The sequence below is a fragment of the Modicisalibacter muralis genome (genome assembly GCF_900102945.1).
Lineage (GTDB): Bacteria > Pseudomonadota > Gammaproteobacteria > Pseudomonadales > Halomonadaceae > Modicisalibacter > Modicisalibacter muralis.
Genome location: NZ_FNGI01000002.1, coordinates 62,147 through 84,224 on the forward strand (window position 1 = coordinate 62,147; position 22,078 = coordinate 84,224).

Sequence of the window (22,078 nt, forward strand, 5' to 3'; positions counted from 1 at the left end):
ATGACCGATAACGCCGATCAAACCGTCGAGGGAGAGACAACCAACATGACCGATACGGATGTCGCGATCATCGGTGCCGGCCCGGCCGGCGCGGCCGCTGCTGCGCGCCTGGTCCGACTCGGCCACCGCGTGCATGTCGTCGAGCGCAGTCATTTTCCACGCTTTTCGATCGGCGAGAGCCTGCTGCCGCAATGCATGGCGTATCTCGACGAGGCCGGACTGCTCGCAACGGTGCAAGCCGCCGGCTATCAATCCAAGAACGGCGCGGCCTTCACGCGGAGTGGCGTAAATACCGCCATCGATTTTCGCGAAAAGTTCACCGAAGGCTGGGGAACGACCTATCAGGTCGAGCGCGCCGACTTCGATCAACGCCTGATCCAGGCCGCCGCCGAACAGGGTGCCAGGGTCAATTTCGGCGTCACGGTCACGGCCTTTCACCCCGACCCCGAGCGCCCATACCTGAGCCTTGTCGACGAACACGGCCAGACCTCGACGTTGAGCGCGCGTTTCGTTCTCGATGCCAGCGGCTACGGCCGGGTACTCGCCCGCCAGCTCGATCTGACCCGCGACCCGCGCCTCGAGCCACGCATGGCGCTGTTCACGCATGTCGAGGACCGCATCGACGACCCGAGCTACGATCGCGAGAAGATCCTGATCGGCGTACACCCCAGCGACGCCTCGATCTGGTACTGGCTGATTCCCTTCGCCAACGGGCGAGCGTCGGTCGGCGTGGTTGGCGATGTCGACACCCTGAACGGCCATGGCGATAGCCCCGCTGCCCGCTGGCAGGCGCTGATCGACGCCGAGCCCCGCCTGCACGCGTTGCTGGGCGAGGCTCGCCCGCTACGCCCGGTGGATGAACTCAAGGGCTACTCCGCCGATGTCACCACCCTGCATGGCCCCGGCTATGCCCTGCTCGGCAACGCCGGGGAGTTTCTCGACCCGGTATTCTCATCGGGTGTGACAGTGGCGCTGCGTTCGGCGAGCATGGCCGCGCCGCTGGTCGACCGCCAATTGCGCGGCGAGACGATCGACTGGCAAAGCGCGTTCGAAACACCGTTGCGTGAAGGCGTGGAGACTTTCCGCGCCTACGTCGATACCTGGTACGACGGCCAATTGCAGTCGATCGTCTTCCACGATTCGCAACCGGCCGATGTCAAGCGCATGATCAGCGCGGTGCTGGCCGGCTACGCCTGGGATCGTGACAATCCCTTCGCCAGCGCGCCGCGCAAGCACCTGGCCACCTTGGCGCAACTGTGCGGTCATTCCCCATCGGCGGCCGGGCTCACCGCGCAATGAGCCAGCCAGTCCGACGTCCGGCGGCCCAGAGCCGAGCCTGGCTCTGGCTATCGATGACGCTGCTGTTGTCGATGGCCTTGGCCGGCTGCGCCACGCGACCATCACCCGCGCCATCGCCGGCATTCGCTAGCGTCGACTTCGCTGGCACGCTCAAGCGCCGCCTGACCTTCATCCCCTACGACGATGACCGGCCGACGCGCGAGTTGATCGGACTGGTCGAGCTTGGTGATAACCGCCTGCGCGCGGTATTGCTGACGCCTTTCGGCCAACGCTTGGTGACCTTGGAACACGACAGCGAAGGCAGCCGTTTCGTGCCCGGCGATGTCCCGCCAGAGGCCCTGCGAGAAGCGCTACCCATCTCGCCCGAATGGCTGGCTTCACGGCTCGAATGGAGCTTGTGGCCCACCCAGGCCCTGCGCGACGCCTTCGCGGGCAGCGAGTGGTCGGTCGCGATAGATGATGGCAGGCGGATGATTCGCCATCACGACGACGTGGTGGCTCGCATCGCCCCGGCCACGGCAAGCGCCGAAACTGTCGGCACGGTATTGCTCGACGACCGTCAGGGCCACTACCTGCTGCGTATCTCGCCGCTCGACGCGCCCGACCACCAGGAGCCCGACCATGACTGATCGTGCCGCCTTGCCGAGAATGCCTTGTCACCTGTCCGCGCCGGGCATCGTCTGCGGTCTCGGCGATAGCCTCGAAAGCGTCGCCGGGGCATTGTTCAGCGGGCGCCGTGGCCTGTTCACCAGCGATGCCTTCACGCCCGGTCGCCCGCTGCCGCTGGGGCAGGTCAATACGCCGCTGCCCGATACCCACGACTGGCCGATGGAACATCGCAGCCGCAACAACCAGCTACTGGCCGTCGCGCTGGCGCGTCTCGACAAGACGCTGACCCACACCCTCGCCACGCATGATCCATCACGCATCGGCGTGGTCATCGGCACCAGTACTTCGGGGATCGGCGAGACCGAGCAGACGCTGGCCAGCATCGGTCGCGAAGCGCCACTGCCCGAGGATTTTCGTTACTCGCGCCAGGAGCTGGGCGCGCCGGCGCGCTTCGTCGCCGAGCGGCTAGGCATCGCAGGCCCGGTGTATGCCTTGTCGACCGCCTGCAGCTCCAGTGCGCGCGCGTTGGCCAGTGCGCGGCGCCTGCTGCGTTCGGGCGAATGCGACGCGGTAATCGCCGGTGGCGCCGATAGCCTGTGCCGGCTGACCGTGAATGGCTTTGCCAGCTTGGAGGCGATCAGCGACGCACCCAGCCTGCCCTTTTCGGCCAACCGTTGTGGCATCAATCTCGGTGAGGGCGCGGCGCTGTTCGTGGTCACTCGCGAGCCCGGCGGTATTCAGCTCGAGGGCGTCGGCGAGAGCGCCGATGCCTACCATGTCTCGGCGCCACGGCCGGATGGCAGCGGCGCCCTGGCCGCGATGCGTGCGGCATTAGCGCAGGCCGGGCGTGAGCCCGATGACGTCGACTATCTCAATCTTCACGGCACCGGCACCGCGCATAACGACGCCATGGAAGCCCTGGCCGTCAGCGAGCTGTTCGCCACGCCACCGCCTTGCAGTTCGACCAAGGCGCTGACCGGTCACACTCTGGGTGCCGCCGGCGCTCTCGAAGCCGCCTTCTGCTGGCTGGCGCTCACCCATGGCAAGCGCCCGCTGCATGTCTACGATGGCTATTACGACCCGGTATTGCCGACACTGCCCCTGGTAACGGATACCCAAGGTGAGCCGCCCCGGCTGGCGCTGAGCAACTCCTTCGCCTTCGGTGGCAATAACGCCGCTTTGCTGTTGGGGCGGGCCGACGCATGACCGTTCATCCAGAGCCAAGCCCGGCACTGCCCTGTGCTATCGCGCCTTTCGTGCCGCAGACTCAGGGTATGTGCCTGCTGGATCGCATCGTCGCCGTCGGTGATAACGACCTCAGCGCAGAGATCACTCCCAGCACCGAGGATGTTTTCGCCCGCGACGATGGCATTCCCGGTTGGGTCGCTCTCGAATGGCTGGCCCAAGCGGTCGCCGCCTGGGCCGGCTGGCATGGCGCGCAGCGCGGCGAGCCACCCGCGCCGGGCTTTCTGATCGGTACGCGGCGCTTCACCACGACGCGGGATCGCTTCGCGTTCGGCGAGACGCTGCGCGTGACGGTCAGCCTGGAATTTCGCGCCGATAACGGTCTCGGACATTTTCACGGTGAGCTGCATGGTGGCGATGGCATCCGCCTGGCCCACGGCAGCCTGACCGTCTTCCAACCCGATTCGAACGATGACGCCCTCGATGACAACCGATGAGTTTCGCCCCATGAACGACACCCTGCTAGTCACTGGTTCGAGTCGTGGCATCGGCCGCGCCATTGCCCTGCGCCTGGCGCGCGATGGCTTCGATATCGTGTTGCACTGCCGCCAGCGGGGCGACACCATCGAAGCGGTAGCCGGAGAAATCCGCGACCTGGGGCGCAACGCGCGCGTACTGTGCTTCGATGTCGCCGACCGCGAGGCCACGCGTGATGCCATCGAGCGTGACATCGAAGCGCATGGCGCCTATTACGGGGTCATCTGCAACGCCGGCATTACCGCCGATGGCGCCTTTCCGGCACTCTCCGACGACGATTGGGATAGCGTTATTCGTACCAACCTCGATGGCTTCTACAACGTGGTCAAGCCACTGGTGATGCCGATGATTCGCCGTCGCGCGGCGGGACGCATCGTGGTGATGTCATCGGTTTCGGGGCTGATGGGCAACCGCGGCCAGGTCAATTACAGCGCCGCCAAGGCCGGGCTGCACGGCGCGGTGAAAGCACTCGCGGTGGAATTGGCCAAGCGAAAAATCACCGTCAACTGCGTGGCACCGGGATTGATCGACACCGATATGACCGAAGACAGCGTGAACGGTGAAGCGCTGAAGATAATCCCCATGCAACGCACCGGAACCGGTGAGGAAGTCGCCGCCACGGTGAGTTTCCTATGCTCGCCGGATGCCAGCTACATCACCCGCCAGATCATCGCCGTGAATGGGGGAATCTGCTGATTCAGTCACAACAGCGACAAGAGTCGAAGCCCCTGCGCCAATGATTTCCCACCTTGATGGATATCGGCAGTACCCGTCGGCGTTCGAACTGCCTCGCTCACACGGCACCCTGAATGCTTTTCATGGCGCCGTACTCATCTTGCGCCACCTTGCCTAACTGCGGCGTCAATCGGCAGCGGCGCTGTTGCCAGGGGTAGTCGTGCTGCGCCTGATGCAGCGCGGCACCCGCGCCCTGCTTCCAGGCATCGAGGTCAAGATCGCGCCAGTAGCGCGGGGCGCGGCCGGTTTGCCGGTCATGCTCGGCGTCAGTGAATCGCGGGATTGCCAGTTGCATAGTCAGGCGGTGGCGAGGCTACGCGCCAAACTGATCGAGTAGTTTTCTGGGATATCTACCCGATAGCCGTCGGTATTTAATGACTGAGTGGGCTCAGCGTAGAACGTGCAGATGCTTCGCATGGGTTAGTGCGTCGTTTCAGCGAGATTGAAGCGCCCTAGTTTCTCGTTATTTTCTGTGTAATGATGCAGTTGTTTTTGGCATTTTAAGCAGCGAATCAAAGTTGCAATACGCGTAATTTGTTCATCATATCCTCGCCGATTAGAGCGCTAAACTTAGGCTGATGAACCAGTATACCCCAATGTTTATCCATTAATTTTGCTAGATCATTACCGCTGATTTTCGCAACAGGAGCGCGAGAATGAATGCCACCTAAGCAATCTTCATCCTCTGCAATTATCACTGTGCTTTTTACGCGATATAGGTCTCGCCTAACCAGCTTGCGCCCAACAACACGACGGCGAAGAACAACAATAAATTGAGCATGGAGGAAGCTTTTTAGCAATAGATCGCACATCTCAATGCTGGATTTTTTATAACCAAACTCTTTCGTTATTAATCTAGGCTCATAATGCTGTTTGTAGCGACTTGGCTGTATTGTCTTCTCAATCGCCCTCTCGAAGCAATGCAACTCACAAGGCCACGCTCTTGACTCTTGTATAACTCTCTTATCTCCTGAAAGTTTATTGAGCAATGATGAGAAGCGATTGGACAAAGAAGGAAGGTAGACTTTTACAGCCGCTGGAATTAAGAAATGACTAGCCACCAAACCAAGAATATATGGTAGAAAAGAGGAGAATGGTATCGCGCGCGGACGAAACTCTCTGGCCTTTCGAATTTCATAATCCGTAGGATATATATGAAACCCTTTCATCACTACATCTTGGATCTGAAGTGTGACAAAAAGTGGCATTGCTATTATTGTATATACGATAGCTTTTTCCCAAAATGGTACACCGCGTTTTTCTAAAAAACGCTGGTCTAGCCTCCTCCACAATACCCAAGGAAGGATGAACATGCCAAGAATGGCTGGGGCGTACATTACCATCCCCACGAAAAAACCAAGCATACATCACTCTCTTCTAACTATTTATTAATTGATAGCGTTTTTCGGGGGCAGTGAATAATTTCCTGATTCTTTTCATAAGTTTTAACTCGTAGTTTCAGCGGGATTGGCCTGCGTTTCCAAACCATCATGCAGCCCCTCAGCCAGTTCCAGATCGTAGAGTCGGGTCGTCGGGCCATTCGGGCGGCTGCGCTCGCGCACCAGGGCATCCCATTGGCGCTTTTCGCAGCGCCAGCGGGCCACGGCGGTGGTCCAATCCTGAACGATCATGGATGGGTAAAAAAGGATAATAAAAGCCATAAAAAAAACGGTGAAACCAACGCTCTCCAAGCCTTTCGCCCTTGCCTCCTTGCTGCTTTCCCAGGCACCTCTAAGATCCGCCTTCTTGCCAGTGCGGCTCGCCAATATCTCGCCTCGGTTGGACTCTTTCAGCGGCTCGCCCTGTGCATCGAACCAGGGCCCCTTCTCCATGTAACAGCGCAGGTATTCCCAGAGCATGCCCTGGATTTCTGGCGTCTTGCCGAGCGGGATCGAGAGCTGCATGGCGATCACCTCGCGCGGCTGGCGAAAGCGCTGCATCAGCAGTTGCAGCAGCGTCATGCGCGTGGCGCCGGTATATTGGGTGACCTGGCGGGTCTGCTGCATCCAGGCGATAGCTTCATCCCAGGGCACGTGATAGAGCTTGCCCTTGTCCTGAAAATACACCTCGCGGGTGCGCCGGTTGAAGCGCAGTGGCATAGGGAAGGGCAGTAATACCTCGATGAGAAAGCTAGCAAAAGTTAATCCTGAAATGGTACCCACTGCCATCAGGAAGGTTTCAACTTTTTCGGCTCCCTCGAAAAGCAAGTTAGAAAGCAGAAGAATGGTATAGAAAGTACCCAAGGCTAGAATGCCGGTCAGCCCGCCCTTGCTGAACTCCGCCCCGGTGGCCAGATCGAGATAGACGGCATTCTGCTCCTGAACGTCGCCGAGTTGGAACGGCTTGTTGGCGGCGCGGCGCTTGGGCGACAAGGTGATGACCTCGTCGGCGAGGCCGAGCCGCTGGGACAGATCGGCGAAGAAGGTGCGAATGCTCTGCATGAAACCTCGGCAATCAGTCGATGATGATCTCAATGGGTGACAGGGTCAGCCCGGGACGTGGTCGGTAGTATAAGGTACCGCTCAGGCGGCTTAGCGATTCGTCCTCACGGCCCTCGTGGTAGATGCGCCGATACACCGGGCCATTGGCATGCTGGCCGCCGATATCCAGCTCCAGCTCCTTTTCGGTGATCACCACGTCACGAGCTTCGTCACCAAACCAGCCGGCGCTCCAATGCGCCTTCGCCTGGAAGGTGAACATGCCGGGGAACGGCGGCGTGGCGCCGGGGAACTCGACCAGCAGCCACACCGACTGGTAGCGGGTGTTCAGGGCATGGTTCCAGGTGTCACGACGCTCCAGGCGTAGGCGCGGCGCATAGATCAGGTGGAACAGCTTATCGAGCTCCTTCTGGAGGTCGCCGGCCCAGGCAGCGGGATTGTTGCCGAAGCGGGTATTGCGCAGCCACTGTTGCAGGGGCGTCTCGCGGGTGAATTGCAGGCTGATCGCGCCGCCCACCACCAGCAACACCAGAGAGAGCATCAGCCCCGGCGTGCCGGCGCGGCTGGCCAGTGCCGCGGCCTGGGCGGCCTCTCTCATGGCCAGGGCGGCGCGGGCTTGGCGGTAGAGCCAGAAAGCGCGCGCCGCGAGCGCGGCTTGCCCGGCGCTGGCGGCACTCATGCCGGCCTGGATGGCGGCGGAATCGCCATCGCCCTTGGCCAGGCTATCCAGAGCCTGCTTGCCGAAGTAAATAGTATCGAAGGCGGTGGCCGCGCCGAGCGCGAAATTCGTGGCCTGTCCAGCTATCAGGAAAAAGCCATAACGGCTTTTCCACATTTTCGACATGCCCTCGGTCATTTGAATCTTTTCGGCGTTCAGTTCCAGCATCTGCTGGCTAATCGCGCCGACCACGCTAGCGGTGCCCAATAGGCTGGAGAAAAACGATGTGCCCGTTTTCACTGACCAGCCTTTTTCGTCGATATTCTCGTCGGCCTTCACCAATATCCCAATGTTTACTCCCAGTATTAGGATTTTCAATCCAGCACTGTCCAGGGCGTCGACGTACGGATTGCCTCGCGCCGGGGCGGCATCGTTGGCAGCCAGGCGCAATGTCATAATGCGCTTGCCCTCCAGCTCGGGCAGCAGGTCCGGGCGCAACTGGCTCAGTGAGGGCGGTGCGCCGGCGGCACGAGCGGCGGGTTCGTTGAGCCAGTCAAGCATTTGCCGGGCCGGTACCGCCTCGGCGCTCAAGCGTTGCCCGCCGCGAGCCAGCGCGGCGGCGAAGTAGCCGGCCACTAACGTATTGTGGACCGACGTTGCCCCGTGCTGCTTGAGCAAGGGGCCGACCACCGGGCCGAGGGCGATGAATAGCCCTTCGCGAAACGCGACGACGCCCTGGCCGAGATTGGCCGAGAGCTGGTTGAGGCTGTTGGCCCAGCCCTGCCAGTCGCTTTCCATTGCGAGATCGCCCGCTATCAGCATTCGCGACACATCGGAAGGCGTTAGCTGCTGACCGCTACTTAGCACCACGGTCCATAGCGAATGCCAGGTCGTGTCGCTCTGCGGGCCTTGTTCGGGGTTCATCAGCCGTTCGACGAGTGCCACGCCCTGCTGGCTCTGGGTGGGGCCGAGCAAGGTAGCGGTCCACAAGGTTTCCATGGCGTCGTGATGCTCGGCCAGCGCTGGATCGAAATGCGCCTGGGCCGCCGCCAGGCTGGCAACGTCGCCTTGAGTCCATAGCGTTTCCATCCAACGCTGCCAATCGGCAACGAGCCCAGCGAGGCGTGATTGCAGCTCCGCGATGTCGGCGTCGTAACGTTTGGCGGCTTCCTCGATTCGCGAGTAATCCGCCAGGCTGGGTATTTCCGCCCAGAATTCGCGATTCTGTTTGGCCAGCGCCATGATGTGTTGGGCCAGAATGCGCTCCTCGCCCTCCTTGGCGAACCAGTCTTCGCGTTGGGCCAACCCGCGCCGGTAGAGATAGGCCAGCTCGATGACCACGCCCCAGGGATCGTCGACGACCGCCACGGCCTGGATTTCCGCCTGGGTCAGTTGCGGCATCAGCGCTTCCCAGCGCGGCAGGTCGCCGTGGGGCTCGCTGCTCCAGGCGAAGGTGGCATTGTCCGCTCCGACCAGTTCCGGTACCTGCGTGGCCCATTCCAGGGGACCACTGGCCGGGCCCTGCCCGGGAGTGATGGGCCGCATCAGCGCATCGCGTTGGCTGGCGTTGCCTTGCAACTCAGCGTAGTGCGCGTCGCTCCAGCGCACTGGCGACCAGGCCAGCATCGCCGTTTCTCCAGCAGGGAGAAACAGATACGGGCCGCCGCCGGGCATTACGACCGGGCCGCCGCGTGAGGTTTCCTCGAGCGCGCCCTGGGATACCTGATATTCGACGAGGCGCTGTTGGGCGCCTAGCCACACATAACACCAGCCATCGCGCAGGGGGCGTGCGACATAGGCCAGGGCTTGTTCGTCTTGTGCCGCCGACTCGCTGATACACCGGCCACTGAGTTCGGGCAGTGGCAATCCCGCCAGAAACTCGCTGGCCGCTTCTTCGCAGCCAATGGCGTAGCGCACCGGGATAATCGCGGCCAGCAATGGACATTGCACGGGGCTCATGCGTTCTCCTGAAATGATGGGACCGCCGCTAATGCGTTCAGTTGGCGCTCGTCCAAGCGAAAAAGGGTATCGACTTGTTCGTCTAATGCTTCATTGGCATCGGTGTCAATCGGGCTGCACATCGCCTGTCCCGGCAACTGGAACGTCGTCGTGCCCCGCCAGAAGCCCGAAGGAAGTGCATGGAGTTCAAACCCACGAGCAATAACCCGGGCATCGGCGAAACGTAGCCAGACGCGGCGGTTCGAGGGGGCGCTCATTAACAGGCGCCGTCGCCAAAGCACGGCAAGCTCATCGATGGCATGAGCGCTCGACAGCCACCAGGCATGACGAAAAGGCACTTGCCCGGATTGCCAGCGCTCGGCGATTTGGCTGTCTGGCCCCACACTCGCCAGTAACGGTCCCGAAGCGCTCAGTGGTGCATGAGGCGTGCCGGCGAGGATAGGCACGACTGTGCCAGCCATATTCGGTGCGTAGAGCAATGGCAAGGCATTGGGATTCAAGGCGCCGTCAATAAGAACGTAGTGATGGAGCTCGGTTGTCATCGTCCCGGCTCCGTCCCATTCGGCTTGGCCGCTTCGCAAAGCTCACAGATGCCTTCGCCCTTGTTAGCCGCCTCGTGCAACACATATTGCTGCTTGAGTAGCCCTGCCGGGGGTTCCAGCGTCACATCCTCGCTAACTTCGGGAATTACATGCCCCGGCAATAGCGGTTCCTGCGCACTCTGACCACTCCCCGAACCGGGGCTGCCGCCGGCATTGAGTTTGACGCTGGGGCCGGCCATTGCCACGCCGCTGCCGTTGACGGTGAGAAAGCTGCCACCGGCGTCGAGGGTCATGCCCTGCCCGGCCTCGAGCACGACCTGCTGGCCGGCCTTGATGTGCAGTTCGCGCCCGGACTCGCTGAGCCAGGCCTGGCCGGCCTTGAGGTGCAAACTGCCATCGACGGTCAGGCTCTGGCTGGCGTCGACCTTCTCGCGGCGCTCGCCGTGGATCGTGAGGTGCTCGTCGCGGTCGAGCTCGCTGATCCGGTCGCGCTGGATCGCCAGGTGGCTGTCGCGGCGGATTTCCTCGGTGCGGTCGTTGCCGGTCAGCAGTTCCAGGTCCTTCTGGGCGTGCAGCCAGATCTGTTCGCGGTCGTGCTGGTCTTCGAAGCGCAGTTCGTTGAAGCCCTCGCCCTGGTGGGTCTGGGTACGAATCACGGTGCGCGTCTTGTGCTCGGGGAGTGCATACGGCGGGGTATTCACCGCGTGATAGGTGCGCCCGGTGATCAGCGGCTGGTCGGGGTCGCCTTCGAGGAAACTGACGATCACTTCGTGGCCGATGCGCGGGATCGCCATCGCGCCATAGCCGCCACCCGCCCAGCCTTGGGATACCCGCAGCCAGGCGCTACTGGTGTCATCGCCTTGGGCATAGCGATCCCACGGAAACCGCACCTTGACCCGGCCGTGTTCGTCGCAGTGGATCTCCTCGCCCTCGGGGCCGACCACCATGGCGACCTGCGGACCGTCGACGCGGGGGTGCGGATTGGGCTCGGGGCGCCAGGCCTGGTCGGCGGGGATCAGCGTCAGTGTATTGGCGTAGCGGGTCATGGCTTCTAAGCCTGCCTGCCCCTGCAGGCTATCGCCCACGGCGTCTTCTTCCAGCGCCTGGGGCTGTTGGCCGTCGTGCACCACCGTGACGAGCTGCCAGTCGCGATTGAGCGCGGCGTTGTCGTGCCCGGTGAGGGTGAATCGCGCCCCGGGCAGCAGCTCGGGCAGGTCGCTTTGGGCCGCCACGCTCAGCGCATTGGCGCGCAGATGCTCCAGGCGGGCTTGGGTAAACGCCCGGCCCGAGGCATCGGCCTTGTAGCGCCCGGGGTAGTCGTAGTGTTCATAATGGTGGGGAGAGCCGACCGGTTGGGCGTGTGCCTCCGGCCCGTCGGCCCGGGGTTGATGGATGGCTTCGTGTAGCTGGGAATAGGCGGGCTGCTTGAACGAATAGTCCTTGAGCGTCACCGACGCGGGACCCACCCGCGCGGTCTGGCGCAGGCGGCGGATATGCCGCTTGGGAGCCGTGCCTCCGGCGCGGCCGTGATAGGGCCTGGCGCCGAGGCTGGCAAAGGCCCGCGGGTCGTCGGCGAACACCAGGCGCGGAGCGTTCGTGTCGTTCTCGGCATCCGATGAACTGCCCTCTGCGGTTTCACCCGCAGGCGCGATGCGCTCGTAAAAGTAGCACCAGCCTTCCTCGGCGGCGAGGCGCTCGATAAAGGCCAGATCCGTCTCGCGGTACTGCACGCAGTACTCGCGCTCGGCCGGCTCACGGCTGAGCGCAAAGGCCACCTCGCGGATGCCGCGCTCGGCGAGCAGGGTATTGATGATGGTCTGCGGCGAGACGCGCTGGAAGATGCGTGAGTTGTGCCTGAGCGACAACCGCCACAGCGCCGGGCGCACGATAATCGAGTAATGCGTGCGGCGATGGCCGCGATCGCCCTGGGCGAACTCGGCGACGATGCCGTGAAAGCGGCGCAGCGCCACGCCGTCCTGCCACACCGTCAGGCCCACCTCGCGGTCGAGCCAGTCGCCCGGCGACAGGTCATGGCGACGGCTGGCGAAGGCCACGCGCAGCTTGAACGGCGCCGACAGGCTCTCCGTGCCCTCGAAGTCGACCACCGCCAGGTCGGCCGCGTCATCGTTGGCGGGCGTTAGCGTGAACTGCAGACCGGTCGAGCGGGCCATGAGCGTTCCTTGGGGATGGGCAAACAAGGGACGCTACGTGAACCGCGTCGGGGTGGAAATAGCCAATCGATTAAAGTTGTGTAGGAAATATCTTACAAAGTGGATAGTGCTCGTTAGGACGCGAAGAACCTAAATGTTTCCCACCATCGGCCGATAGCAAGTAAGCGACATAGTGACCCGTCGCTCCCCTGCCGACCTGGAGAAATACGTGAGAGCAGCGATCGTTTTGGTGGTGCTGGCGACACTGGCACTGGCCGCACTCGGTATCGTGGCTAGTGACCTTGGCTGGCCGCTACCGGTTGCCATGCTGGTACCGCTGAGCCTTTATGCGCTGGCACTGGTTATCGCCATGGGGCTGCTGATTCTGCTGATCGTGCTGGTGGCCAACCAAGGCGCCCAACAACGTGCCTTGCTGGCGAGTCTCGATGCCCAGCGGCGCGAACAGCGCGGCATGGAAGTCGCGCAATTGATGGAGCGCTTCGTGCATCAGGCCGAGCGACTGCTCGACAAGGACAGCCTCGATCCTAACAAGCGCAGCGTGCAGCGCTGCCTGGCGATCGATGCGCTGCGCGGCAATACTGGGCGCGGCGATCCCAATTACCAGCGTCTTGGGCAATTGTTCGAATGGCTGGCGGTTGAAGCCGACGACGCCAAGGGCGACGACCCACGCCTGCGGCTGATCGAGCCCGTACTGCGCCAATACGCGGAAATCGCCGATCAGTTATGCCGCGTCGGCGAGGCGGATGAGGAGCGGTTGAAAGCCTTCCTGCGCTATCAACCGCAACCAAGGGTTCACACAGACGACGCTTAGCGCCCTTTTACCGCTGCGGTGACGGTAACTTCCACTTTCAACTCATCGGCGGGCATCGGCGCGATGATACAGGTCCGCGCCGGCGCGTGGCCCTGCGGCACCCAGGCATCCCACACCGCATTCATGGCGGCGAAATCCTCGCCGTTCTTCAGGTAGATGGTCGCCGAAAGCAGGTGCTCGCGATCGGAGCCGATCTCTTCGAGCAGGCCATCGACACGGGCCAGCGTGCTGTGGGTCTGTTCGGTGATATCGCCCTGGCGGGCCTCGGGGCCGGCCACTTGGCCACACAGGTAGGCTGCACCGTTATGAATGACGGCGCGGCTCATGCGGGCCTGGGTGTCGTGACGTTGAATGGTCATGCGGTTCCTCAATGGTATGGGGGTTAACGCAACAATAATAATGGAATGTCGGCGCTACGCAGCATGGCAGTGGTAGTACTGCCAACCAGCAGGCGACGAATCCTCGAGTGACCGTAGGCGCCCATCACCAACAGGTCGATGGCATGCTCCCGGCAGTAGTCATGCAGCGTGGTTTCGACGTCGCCGTTGCGTACCGCCCCGTGTGCCTCGAAACCGGCATTGTTGAGGGTATCCACGGCCCAGTCGCTTTGGCTTCGAAGATCGGCAACGTCGGCGCCGACCATCACCACATGACAGGCGATACGCTCGAACAACGGGCTCGCGGCTAGCGTTTCGATAGCCTTGCGCATGGTCTTGCTGCCGTCGAAAGCGATCGCCACCCGCTCGGGAGCACTAAACGTTTCCGGTACCATCAGTATCGGCCGGTGCAAGGCGCGCGCCACTCGCTCGAGATTGGAGCCGAGATGCTCGCTGGCCAGGTGCGCCGACTCGCCACGCTTGCCGAGCACCAGCAAGCGCGTTTCGCTCTCGAGCTCGGATAGCGTTTCGACCAGCTCACCGTTGCGCTGGCGAACATGCGGCTCCGCGATGCCATCGCCGATGGCGCGCTCGCGCGCCGCTTCGAGCATCACCCGCCCCTGCTCCTGGGCGAGCTTGGCGCGACGCTCGTCGAGCATCGCCAGTTCTTCGAGTAGATGCTCGCGGCTGCCCAGGCCAATGTTGCCCGAAAGATTGCCTTCGTCCGGCGGCGGATGATTGTCGAGCACATGCAGGAAAGTCAACGGTGCATCGAGCCGCTGGCTGATCCATGCGGCATAATCACAGACCGCCATGGCATGGCCGGAGCCATCGATACAGGCCATTACGTGGTCGCTCATGTCGGCATCCTTTTGTTGGCGCTTTTCAACGTTCTAACTCATAGCGGCGCTCATGAGAATAGCACCGGTGGGCAACTCGCATGACGTTCAGTGGCCGCCGCCCATCAGTTTTTCGATAGCATCGGGCTTATCGTGGATGGCGAAGCGATCGACGATGGTCGCGCTAGCCTCGTTCAGTCCGATAATCTCGACCTCAGTGCCCTCGCGGCGGAACTTGATCACCACCTTGTCCAGCGCGCCGACGGCGGTGATATCCCAAAAATGCGCGCGTGACAGGTCGATGCGAACTCGCTCGACGGTCTCCTTGAAATCGAAGGCGTCGGTGAAACGCTCCGCCGAGGTGAAGAACACCTGCCCCACAATCCGGTATTCACGGGTGCGGCCGTCGACGCTCATCTCGCTGTCGATATGGAGTATTCGACCAACCTTATTGGCAAAGAACAACGACGACAGCAGAACGCCGACGAACACGCCAATCGCCAGGTTATGTGTCGCGACCACGACCGCCACGGTAGCGACCATGACGATATTACTACTCAGCGGGTGCCTGTTGAGATCGCGCAGCGACTCCCAACTGAAGGTGCCGATGGAAACCATGATCATCACCGCGACCAGCGCGGCCATGGGAATTTGCGATACCCAATCGCTCAGAAATACCACCATCAACAGCAATACCACCCCGGCGGTCAGTGTCGAAAGCCGGGTACGCCCACCGGATTTCACGTTGATCACCGACTGGCCGATCATCGCGCAACCGGCCATGCCGCCGAACAGGCCGGCACCGATATTGGCGATGCCCTGCCCCCGGCATTCACGATTCTTGTCGCTGGGCGTGTCGGTCAGCTCATCGACGATGGTCGCGGTCATCATCGATTCCAGCAAGCCGACTACGCTTAGCATCAACGCGTAAGGGAAGATGATCGACAACGTTTCCAGCGTCAGCGGCACATCCGGCCATAGGAATATCGGCAGCGTATCGGGCAATTCGCCCATGTCGCCGACGGTGCGGATATCCATGCCCGAGACCAGGTAGACGATGGTCAACACGACAATGCATATCAGCGGCGACGGCACCGCCCTGCCGACTCTGGGCAGCAGCGGAAACAGGTAGATGATGGCGAGGCCGGCGGCGGTCATCGCATAGACATGCCAGGTAACATTGGTCAACTCAGGCAACTGCGCCATGAAGATCAAGATCGCCAGCGCATTGACGAAGCCGGTGACCACCGAGCGCGAGACGAAGCGCATCAGTTCGCCCAAACGCAGGTAGCCGGCGACGATCTGCAACACGCCGGTCAGCAGCGTGGCGGCGAGCAGGTATTCGAGGCCGTGATCGCGAACCAATGTGACCATCAGCAGCGCCATGGCGCCGGTGGCTGCCGAGATCATCCCCGGCCGCCCTCCTGCAAAGGCGATCACCACGGCGATACAGAAAGAGGCATAGAGGCCAACCTTGGGGTCGACCCCGGCAATGATCGAGAACGCGATCGCCTCGGGGATCAACGCCAGGGCGACCACGATGCCGGCCAGTGAATCGTTCTTGATATTGGAAAACCAACTTTGTCGGATGGATCGAATCATTCTCGGTTCCACTGCATTGCCGCACGCCCACGGTGATCTGCCCATCGAGCGGCGAGACGCCTCGATGCATATTATCCGTGACGAACGGCGGGATTGTAGAGCGCAGGCCACGGCCATGACCGGTGGTTACATGGCCGTGACGCTGCTGGATTACGGCAAAAATCGGAATCAACGATACGGTGACGATGAGCGACAGGACGGGCTCATGACACCGGCGCGCGAACACGCAGGAGATTAGAAGGATCGAGCCCTAGGGCGGACTGCAGGCAGTCATGGTCACAGGCATGGGGCGTGATTCGGTCCGTTTGCGGAGACTGGATTATTCGGAAGCCGCGCATTCTAGCAGTTTCGCGCGCCCGGTTCATCTTGGGCGGCATCCCGTCGGGCGGCACCCCGTCGGCTGCGCTCGAAATGCAGATCGATCAGCCCCTTGGCCAGCAAGGTACCCAGCACCAGCGCGCCGCCGACAAAGGCCAGCGTCGAGGGGCGCTCGCCCAGCACCCACCATACCCACAGCGTGCCGGTCACGGTTTCCAGCAACAGCAACAGGCCGACCTCGGCGGCGGGCAGGTACAGCGGCCCGCGCTGAATCAGGGTAAAGCCCAGCGGCAGCAGCACCAGGCACAGCAGCACCAACCAGCCGGCTTGGCTTGCATCGGGCAACGCAATGCCGCCTGACGGGAGCGAGAACAGCAGCGCCAGTGTCGCCACAATCAGCCCCGAGAATGCCGGCATCGGGCTCATGTCGACACCCGGACGCGTGCGGCACAGCGTGAAATTGCCGGCCAGCGATACCGCCGCCAGCAAGGCAAAGCCATTGCCTACCCAGGAACCGGGCCCGGCATCGTCGAAGACGATCAGCGAAGTGCCGATCAGGCATAGCGCGATGGCTATCCAGGTCAGCGGCGGCAAGCGCTCATGCAGGAAAACGCGGGATAGCAAGGCGGCGATCAGCGGCGCACCAGCCAGAATCATCAGCACATTGCCGCCCTTGGTGTACTGGTTACCGAGCACGAAGCCAAGGATCGAACAAGTGAACAGCAGTGCCACCCCCATGCCGGTGCCACCGCAGCGACGAAATGCCTCGACCGTGTGGCGACCGTTACGCAGCAACACGATGGCCAGGAAGCCCAGTGCAACGAGCAGCCCGCGCCAAAACAGCACCTGACTGTCAGGCATGCCGATCAGCTTGATCAGCAGCGCATCGGGGGAAATGATCAGCGGGCCCGCCGCAGTCATCAACAGGCCCTTCTGACGCAAGGAAAGCGAGGAAAAAGACAAGGCTGGCTCTCTATCGGGCTGTCCGGTCGGTCAATCAGACTGACCGCTTTGCCGCGTCGAGGCAAGTCGCTGCGCTGGCGCGGCAGGGCTATCGCAGCGGGGTATGGAAGGGAGGCCAGGGGCAGGTCGAAGCAAGGGTCTTTTGCCATGGACGGCAAAAGTAGCGCCCACGGACGGGTTTACAGCGCCCTTGTGAAGACCTGCCGCTGGACAGGCCCCGGCAAATGGGCTGCCGGGAGTCATCTGCGATTGCCTGGCTGGTGCGGCTAGCCCAAATCGGTGCCATCGCCACCCTGTTCGTTGCGCTGCGACCGGCTTGACGGATCGTCGTGCCCATCCTGCGGTGCGGTGGGCCTAGCCAGGCCCGGCCCTTTGCTCATCGACTTGAAGGCTTCCATGATGTCCATCGGCAGCGGGAAGACGATGGTCGAGGCATTCTTGTTGCTCATGTCACTAAGGGTCTGCAGGTAGCGCAACTGCAGTGCCGCCGAATTCTCGGACATGACGTTGGCCGCCTCGACGAGTTTTTTCGAGGCCTGCAGCTCGCCCTCGGCGTGAATCACCTTGGCGCGCCGTTCACGCTCGGCCTCCGCCTGTCGGGCAATCGCACGGATCATGCTGTCATCGAGATCGACGTGCTTGATCTCGACGTTGGCGACCTTGATGCCCCACGACTCCGCCGAGCTGTCGATGATCTCCTGAATATCGCTGTTGAGCTTGTCACGCTCGGAGAGCATTTCATCGAGGTCGTGCTTGCCAAGCACCGAGCGCAGCGTGGTCTGCGCTAGCTGGCTGGTCGCGGTAACGAAATGCTCGACCTGAATGATCGCCTTCTCGGCGTCGACGACGCGAAAATACAGCACCGCGTTGACACGCACGGTGACGTTGTCCTTGGAGATTACGTCCTGCTCCGGCACGTCCATGGTAATCACCCGCAGATCGACCACCTCCATCTTCTGAATCAGCGGAATGACGATCACCAGGCCCGGCCCCTTGACCGCCTGAAAGCGCCCGAGAAAGAACACCACGCCGCGCTTGTACTCCGGCAGGATGCGAATCGACGCGGCGATCAGCAGCAGTACCAGCACCACCGGGACGAGATAGGAAATCAACATGATGAACCTCCTTGAGTCGCGACGATCAGCACGCCGCTGGCGGGGAATCGGCTGGCGTCACCTCGACGGTAAGCCCATCGACGGAGACCACCCTGAGTCGTTGACCCTGACTCACCGGCGTCGATGCGCGCGCATTCCAGCGTTCGCCATGCAACTGCACATGGCCATTGTCGGTGAAGTCGTGCAGCGCGATGGCCACGGCGCCGAGCATCTCTTCCTGACCGATACGCGCACGGCGCCGGCGCAGTTTCATGAAACGCATGACCACCCACAGCATGAAACCGGAGGCCACCAGGGCCACGCCACCGATCAGCGGCAGCGATACTGCCAATTGATTGTCGTCCATCAGGATCACCGAGCCGAAAACGAAGGCGACGATACCGCCGAAACCGAGAATGCCGAAGCTGGGCATCAGCGCTTCGCCGATAATCAACCCCAATCCCAGCAGCACCAATGCCAGGCCTGCATAGCTGACCGGCAACACCTGAAAAGCGTACAGCGCCAGCAACAGGCAAATGCCACCGACCACGCCGGGGACGATGGCGCCTGGGCTGATCAGTTCGAAGACCAGACCGTAGAAGCCGACGATCATCAGCAGATAGGCCACGTTGGGGTTGGTGATGACCGACAGAAGCTCGGTACGCCAATCAGGATCGAAACGCTCGACGATCAGATCGGCGGTAGCCAGTTGGCGCTGGCCATCGGCCATTACCACCGTCTGGCCATCGATCTGCGTCAGTAAGTCATCGATACCCGTTGCCATCACCTCGATGACATTGCGCTCGAGCGCCTCGCGGGCGGTGAGGTTGACCGCCTCGCGCACCGCGCGTTCGGCCCACTCGGCGTTACGGCCATGGCGCTGCGCCAGGCTGCGAATCGTCGCCACGGCGTCTTCCAGCACCTTGCGCTGCATGGCCGTCTCGCCACGCCGTTTGGCATCTTCACTAGGCTCGCCGCTTTCTGCGCTCTCACCACTTCCGCCACTCTCGCCACTTTGCTCGTTCGCATTACCCGCGCCATTCGCCGAATCGTCATCGGCCGGCTCTTCGCCACCCGTTCCCGGCAATCCGCCGATTTGCACCGGCGTCGCCGAACCCAGATGCGTGGCCGGCGCCATCGCCGCCACATGGCTGGCATACAGCAGGTAGGTGCCGGCGCTGGCGGCTCGCGCCCCGGCGGGCGCGACATAAATCACCACCGGCACCTCGGAAGCAAGCATCGCCTGGATCATGTCGCGCATCGAAGCATCCAGCCCGCCGGGCGTATCGAGTCGCAGAATCAGCACTTCGGCGGCTCGCTCCTCGGCCATTTCAATTCCGCGCTGAAAGTAGTCGCTGGTGGCCGGGCCGATGGCGCTGTCGATGGTCAACACCAGTGCCTGACGAGAGCCGCCTTGGGTGGGCTCCTCCTGAGCCATCGCCAACATCGCAAGTCCCAGAGCCAACAACAGACTCAGCAGCGACAACGCCGGATTCAGCGCGCGAGGCCCAGGTGCCTGCATGACAACCTCCAATAACGAAAGGGCTGTTGTTACTGTAGTCGAATGCCCACTTTGTCACCGTGTCGGCCCGGGTCGCCAGCGGCTCGGCTTGATTCAGGCGTTAGCGGACATGAGTGTCTACACTGCACATCAAAAGCAATGAAGCTCATAGACACTTGCCCAAGGCTTGCAATCGACCATGAGGGGTATCGATAAATGAATAGCATGAACCCAAAGGTTGATGCACTTTTAAACAAACCCAGTTGGCAAGAAGAAAGGAAGGCGTTGAGAGCGATTGCTCTTGACTGCCAACTGACCGAAGAAGTGAAGTGGGGCAAATTGTGCTACACGTTTCAGAAAAACAATGTAGCCATGATATATGGGCTGAAAGAATACTGTGCGCTTGGTTTTTTCAAGGGCGCCCTGTTGAATGATCCCGATGGGGTTCTCGTCAAGCCTGGGGAACATTCACAGGCGATGCGCCAAATTCGCTTCACAGAGGCCGGCGAAATAAGTGAGATGGAAACCAGCTTGAAGGCGTATATCCATGAAGCCATTGAAATAGAGAAAACTGGCTTGAAAGTGGATTTCAAAGAGAAACACGAACTTGAAATTCCCGAAGAACTTCAGGAAAAGTTAAACAGAGACCCTTCTTTTAAAACTTCTTTCGAAGCACTGACACTGGGACGACAAAGAGGATACATCCTCCATTTTTCTGGCGCCAAGCAATCCAGGACCCGGGCATCAAGGATCGAGAAGTGCATATCGAGAATTCTCGATGGGAAGGGATTGCATGATAGATAAACCAGTTGCCATAAAGTTTGCCATGGAGAACGCGAATGACCCATAAAGGCAGTTGTCATTGTGGCCGCATCTCGTTTGAAGTCGAGGGTGACCCCGAGCAGGTCATGGAATGCAATTGTTCCCACTGCAGTCGGAAAGGCTATCTGCTGTGGTTCGTGCCGCGGGAGAAGCTGCGGCTTCTCACTCCTGAAGATGAACTCTCCACTTATACGTTCAATAAACACGTCATCAATCATCACTTTTGTCGCACTTGCGGATGCGCCCCGTTCGGCTTTGGCGAGGACCGCACCGGTGCTTCGATGGCCGCTATAAATGTCCGCTGTTTACCAGAGCTCGACAGGTCGGGACTCGATGTAAAACAAGTCGATGGACGCAGTCTATAAGGCGCTGCCCAACGGGGAACTGCAGCCGGCATTCGCCCACGAATGACAACGAATCGAGCACCGACAAGAGAGGCCTTGTGAGCGATCGGAGCACATCCCAGCGAAGTAACGAAATGCGCGTGCTGATCGTCGGAGGGGGCATCGCCGGACTCACACTGGCGGCATTGCTCGAGCGCCAAGGCAAGTCACCCGTCGTTGTCGATCGGCGGGCCGGAGCGGCCGATCCCGGTTATGGCCTCGCCCTATGGCCGCACGGAAGCCGGGTCTTCCATGCGCTCGGCATCCATGACGCCTTCGTCGCCAAGAGCGAGCCCATGGTGCGCTACACGGCTAGGGACGACCGGGGCCGCCTGATCACCTCGTCGGAGATACCGTCGGCCATCAGCCGTTTCGGCCACCTGGGCATCATCCCTCGCGCCGATCTCATCGAACTCCTCGATCAAGCGCTCGGCGACACCGAGGTGCGTCACGGCCTCAGCATCGACACGCTGTCGCAGGCCGACGATCACGTCGAGGTCCGGCTCAGTGACGGGACGCAGGAGACCTTCGACCTGGTGATCGGCGCCGACGGCATCCATTCACGCATCCGCCAGCTGCTGTTCGGCCGACTCCCGGAGAACGACACGGGATGGGGCTGTTTCGTCTGGTGGGGCGACTCGCGCCTCGTCGCCAGCGGCGAAACGACCGAGCACTGGGGCGCCGCAAGCTTCCTGGGAATATACCCCTGCCGTGAGCAGGTGTGCATCATCGTCGGCGCGCCGATCGAGAGGCTCCGGCCAGACGAACCCGACGGTCGCGCTGATCGGCTGGCGACGCTACTCACCCCGTTCGGTGTTGCGGTCGACGACTATCTTGCCGGCCTGCCCGCCGATACCGAACCATTGTTTCTATGGCGGATGACCGACGTCCGTGCGCCCGCGTGGGTGGATCGCCGCGTGGCTCTGGTCGGCGACGCCGCGGCTGCGTTCTTGCCGACCGCCGGTATCGGCGCATCGATGGCCCTGGAATCGGCCGCCGTGCTGGCCGACGAACTGTCCCGCACCAACTCGACGTACTTGACGAACGCGCTCGACCTCTACGTGAAGCGCCGCCGCGGCCGGGTGGAGGCGGCACAGGACCAGTCGCGCCGACTCGCACGATTGATGTTCATCAAGTCGCGCGTCCTGGCTCACGGGAGAGATCGCCTCTTGAGGTTCTTCAGCATGGAGCAGATGCTCGCCCCGCTCATCAAGGATCTAAAGAAACCGTTATGA

21 protein-coding genes are annotated in these 22,078 nt (G+C 61.7%); 9 read left to right on the forward strand and 12 right to left on the reverse strand.

The window, feature by feature from the left end:
- Genes BLR92_RS04870 through fabG form a run of 5 tightly spaced genes read left to right on the forward strand, consistent with a single transcriptional unit; the run spans window position 1 to window position 4,326 of the window.
- Complete coding sequence (locus tag BLR92_RS04870; protein ID WP_089726130.1) at window positions 1-1,299, forward strand: NAD(P)/FAD-dependent oxidoreductase; 1,299 nt, start codon at window positions 1-3, stop codon at window positions 1,297-1,299.
- Window positions 1,296-1,928 (forward strand): DUF3261 domain-containing protein, encoded by a 633-nt coding sequence (locus BLR92_RS04875; RefSeq protein ID WP_089726132.1) that lies wholly within the window; start codon window positions 1,296-1,298, stop codon window positions 1,926-1,928. Before BLR92_RS04870 ends, BLR92_RS04875 begins: the two co-directional genes overlap by 4 nt.
- Entirely contained in the window at window positions 1,921-3,114 is a 1,194-nt protein-coding gene (locus BLR92_RS04880; protein WP_217636537.1) for a beta-ketoacyl-ACP synthase, read from the forward strand. Before BLR92_RS04875 ends, BLR92_RS04880 begins: the two co-directional genes overlap by 8 nt.
- A complete protein-coding gene (locus BLR92_RS04885) occupies window positions 3,111-3,590 on the forward strand; it encodes a hotdog family protein (protein ID WP_089726134.1) in 480 nt (159 codons plus the stop codon). Before BLR92_RS04880 ends, BLR92_RS04885 begins: the two co-directional genes overlap by 4 nt.
- 10 nt (window positions 3,591-3,600) lie before the next feature.
- Window positions 3,601-4,326: a 3-oxoacyl-ACP reductase FabG gene (fabG, locus tag BLR92_RS04890; protein WP_089726910.1), complete on the forward strand. Its 726-nt coding sequence runs from the start codon at window positions 3,601-3,603 to the stop codon at window positions 4,324-4,326.
- A gap of 97 nt (window positions 4,327-4,423) precedes the next feature.
- On the opposite strand, the gene BLR92_RS04895 is transcribed toward fabG, so the two are convergent.
- The 6 genes from BLR92_RS04895 to BLR92_RS04915 all read right to left on the reverse strand — a co-directional run bounded on the left by BLR92_RS04895 (window position 4,424) and on the right by BLR92_RS04915 (window position 12,133).
- Window positions 4,424-4,660, reverse strand: coding sequence for a hypothetical protein (locus tag BLR92_RS04895; protein ID WP_175488722.1), 237 nt, complete (start codon window positions 4,658-4,660; stop codon window positions 4,424-4,426).
- Between the two features lie 217 nt (window positions 4,661-4,877).
- Window positions 4,878-5,729, reverse strand: coding sequence for a hypothetical protein (locus BLR92_RS19530; protein WP_139171571.1), 852 nt, complete (start codon window positions 5,727-5,729; stop codon window positions 4,878-4,880).
- 81 nt (window positions 5,730-5,810) lie between these two features.
- Window positions 5,811-6,806: a DUF6708 domain-containing protein gene (locus BLR92_RS04900; RefSeq protein WP_089726136.1), complete on the reverse strand. Its 996-nt coding sequence runs from the start codon at window positions 6,804-6,806 to the stop codon at window positions 5,811-5,813.
- Between the two features lie 13 nt (window positions 6,807-6,819).
- On the reverse strand, window positions 6,820-9,420 hold the full coding sequence (locus BLR92_RS04905; protein ID WP_089726138.1) for a toxin VasX: 2,601 nt from the start codon (window positions 9,418-9,420) through the stop codon (window positions 6,820-6,822).
- Entirely contained in the window at window positions 9,417-9,962 is a 546-nt protein-coding gene (locus BLR92_RS04910; protein ID WP_089726140.1) for a DUF4123 domain-containing protein, read from the reverse strand. The genes BLR92_RS04905 and BLR92_RS04910 overlap by 4 nt, the downstream gene beginning before the upstream one ends.
- Window positions 9,959-12,133 carry a type VI secretion system Vgr family protein gene (locus BLR92_RS04915; protein WP_089726142.1) on the reverse strand — a complete coding sequence of 725 codons (2,175 nt, stop codon included), beginning with the start codon at window positions 12,131-12,133 and terminating at the stop codon, window positions 9,959-9,961. The genes BLR92_RS04910 and BLR92_RS04915 overlap by 4 nt, the downstream gene beginning before the upstream one ends.
- Window positions 12,134-12,341: 208 nt before the next feature.
- On the opposite strand from BLR92_RS04915, the gene BLR92_RS04920 reads away from it, so the two are divergent.
- On the forward strand, window positions 12,342-12,944 hold the full coding sequence (locus BLR92_RS04920) for a hypothetical protein (protein WP_089726146.1): 603 nt from the start codon (window positions 12,342-12,344) through the stop codon (window positions 12,942-12,944).
- Here the strand turns inward: BLR92_RS04920 and BLR92_RS04925 are convergent.
- From BLR92_RS04925 to BLR92_RS04955, 6 genes are all read right to left on the reverse strand, one after another.
- Window positions 12,941-13,303: a RidA family protein gene (locus tag BLR92_RS04925; protein ID WP_089726148.1), complete on the reverse strand. Its 363-nt coding sequence runs from the start codon at window positions 13,301-13,303 to the stop codon at window positions 12,941-12,943. The genes BLR92_RS04920 and BLR92_RS04925 overlap by 4 nt on opposite strands.
- A gap of 23 nt (window positions 13,304-13,326) precedes the next feature.
- Window positions 13,327-14,181: a universal stress protein gene (locus BLR92_RS04930; RefSeq protein ID WP_089726150.1), complete on the reverse strand. Its 855-nt coding sequence runs from the start codon at window positions 14,179-14,181 to the stop codon at window positions 13,327-13,329.
- Window positions 14,182-14,268: 87 nt separating this feature from the next.
- A complete protein-coding gene (locus tag BLR92_RS04935) occupies window positions 14,269-15,762 on the reverse strand; it encodes a SulP family inorganic anion transporter (RefSeq protein WP_089726153.1) in 1,494 nt (497 codons plus the stop codon).
- Between the two features lie 339 nt (window positions 15,763-16,101).
- Complete coding sequence (locus BLR92_RS04945) at window positions 16,102-17,043, reverse strand: DMT family transporter (RefSeq protein ID WP_245704075.1); 942 nt, start codon at window positions 17,041-17,043, stop codon at window positions 16,102-16,104.
- 266 nt (window positions 17,044-17,309) lie between these two features.
- Complete coding sequence (locus tag BLR92_RS04950; RefSeq protein WP_089726159.1) at window positions 17,310-18,158, reverse strand: slipin family protein; 849 nt, start codon at window positions 18,156-18,158, stop codon at window positions 17,310-17,312.
- A gap of 25 nt (window positions 18,159-18,183) precedes the next feature.
- A complete protein-coding gene (locus BLR92_RS04955) occupies window positions 18,184-19,659 on the reverse strand; it encodes an NfeD family protein (RefSeq protein WP_089726161.1) in 1,476 nt (491 codons plus the stop codon).
- Between the two features lie 195 nt (window positions 19,660-19,854).
- Between BLR92_RS04955 and BLR92_RS04960 the strand changes: the two genes are divergently transcribed.
- From BLR92_RS04960 to BLR92_RS04970, 3 genes are all read left to right on the forward strand, one after another.
- Window positions 19,855-20,442 (forward strand): YdeI/OmpD-associated family protein, encoded by a 588-nt coding sequence (locus BLR92_RS04960; RefSeq protein ID WP_089726163.1) that lies wholly within the window; start codon window positions 19,855-19,857, stop codon window positions 20,440-20,442.
- 35 nt (window positions 20,443-20,477) lie between these two features.
- Window positions 20,478-20,825: a GFA family protein gene (locus BLR92_RS04965; protein WP_089726164.1), complete on the forward strand. Its 348-nt coding sequence runs from the start codon at window positions 20,478-20,480 to the stop codon at window positions 20,823-20,825.
- Between the two features lie 113 nt (window positions 20,826-20,938).
- Window positions 20,939-22,078, forward strand: coding sequence for an FAD-dependent oxidoreductase (locus tag BLR92_RS04970; RefSeq protein ID WP_089726166.1), 1,140 nt, complete (start codon window positions 20,939-20,941; stop codon window positions 22,076-22,078).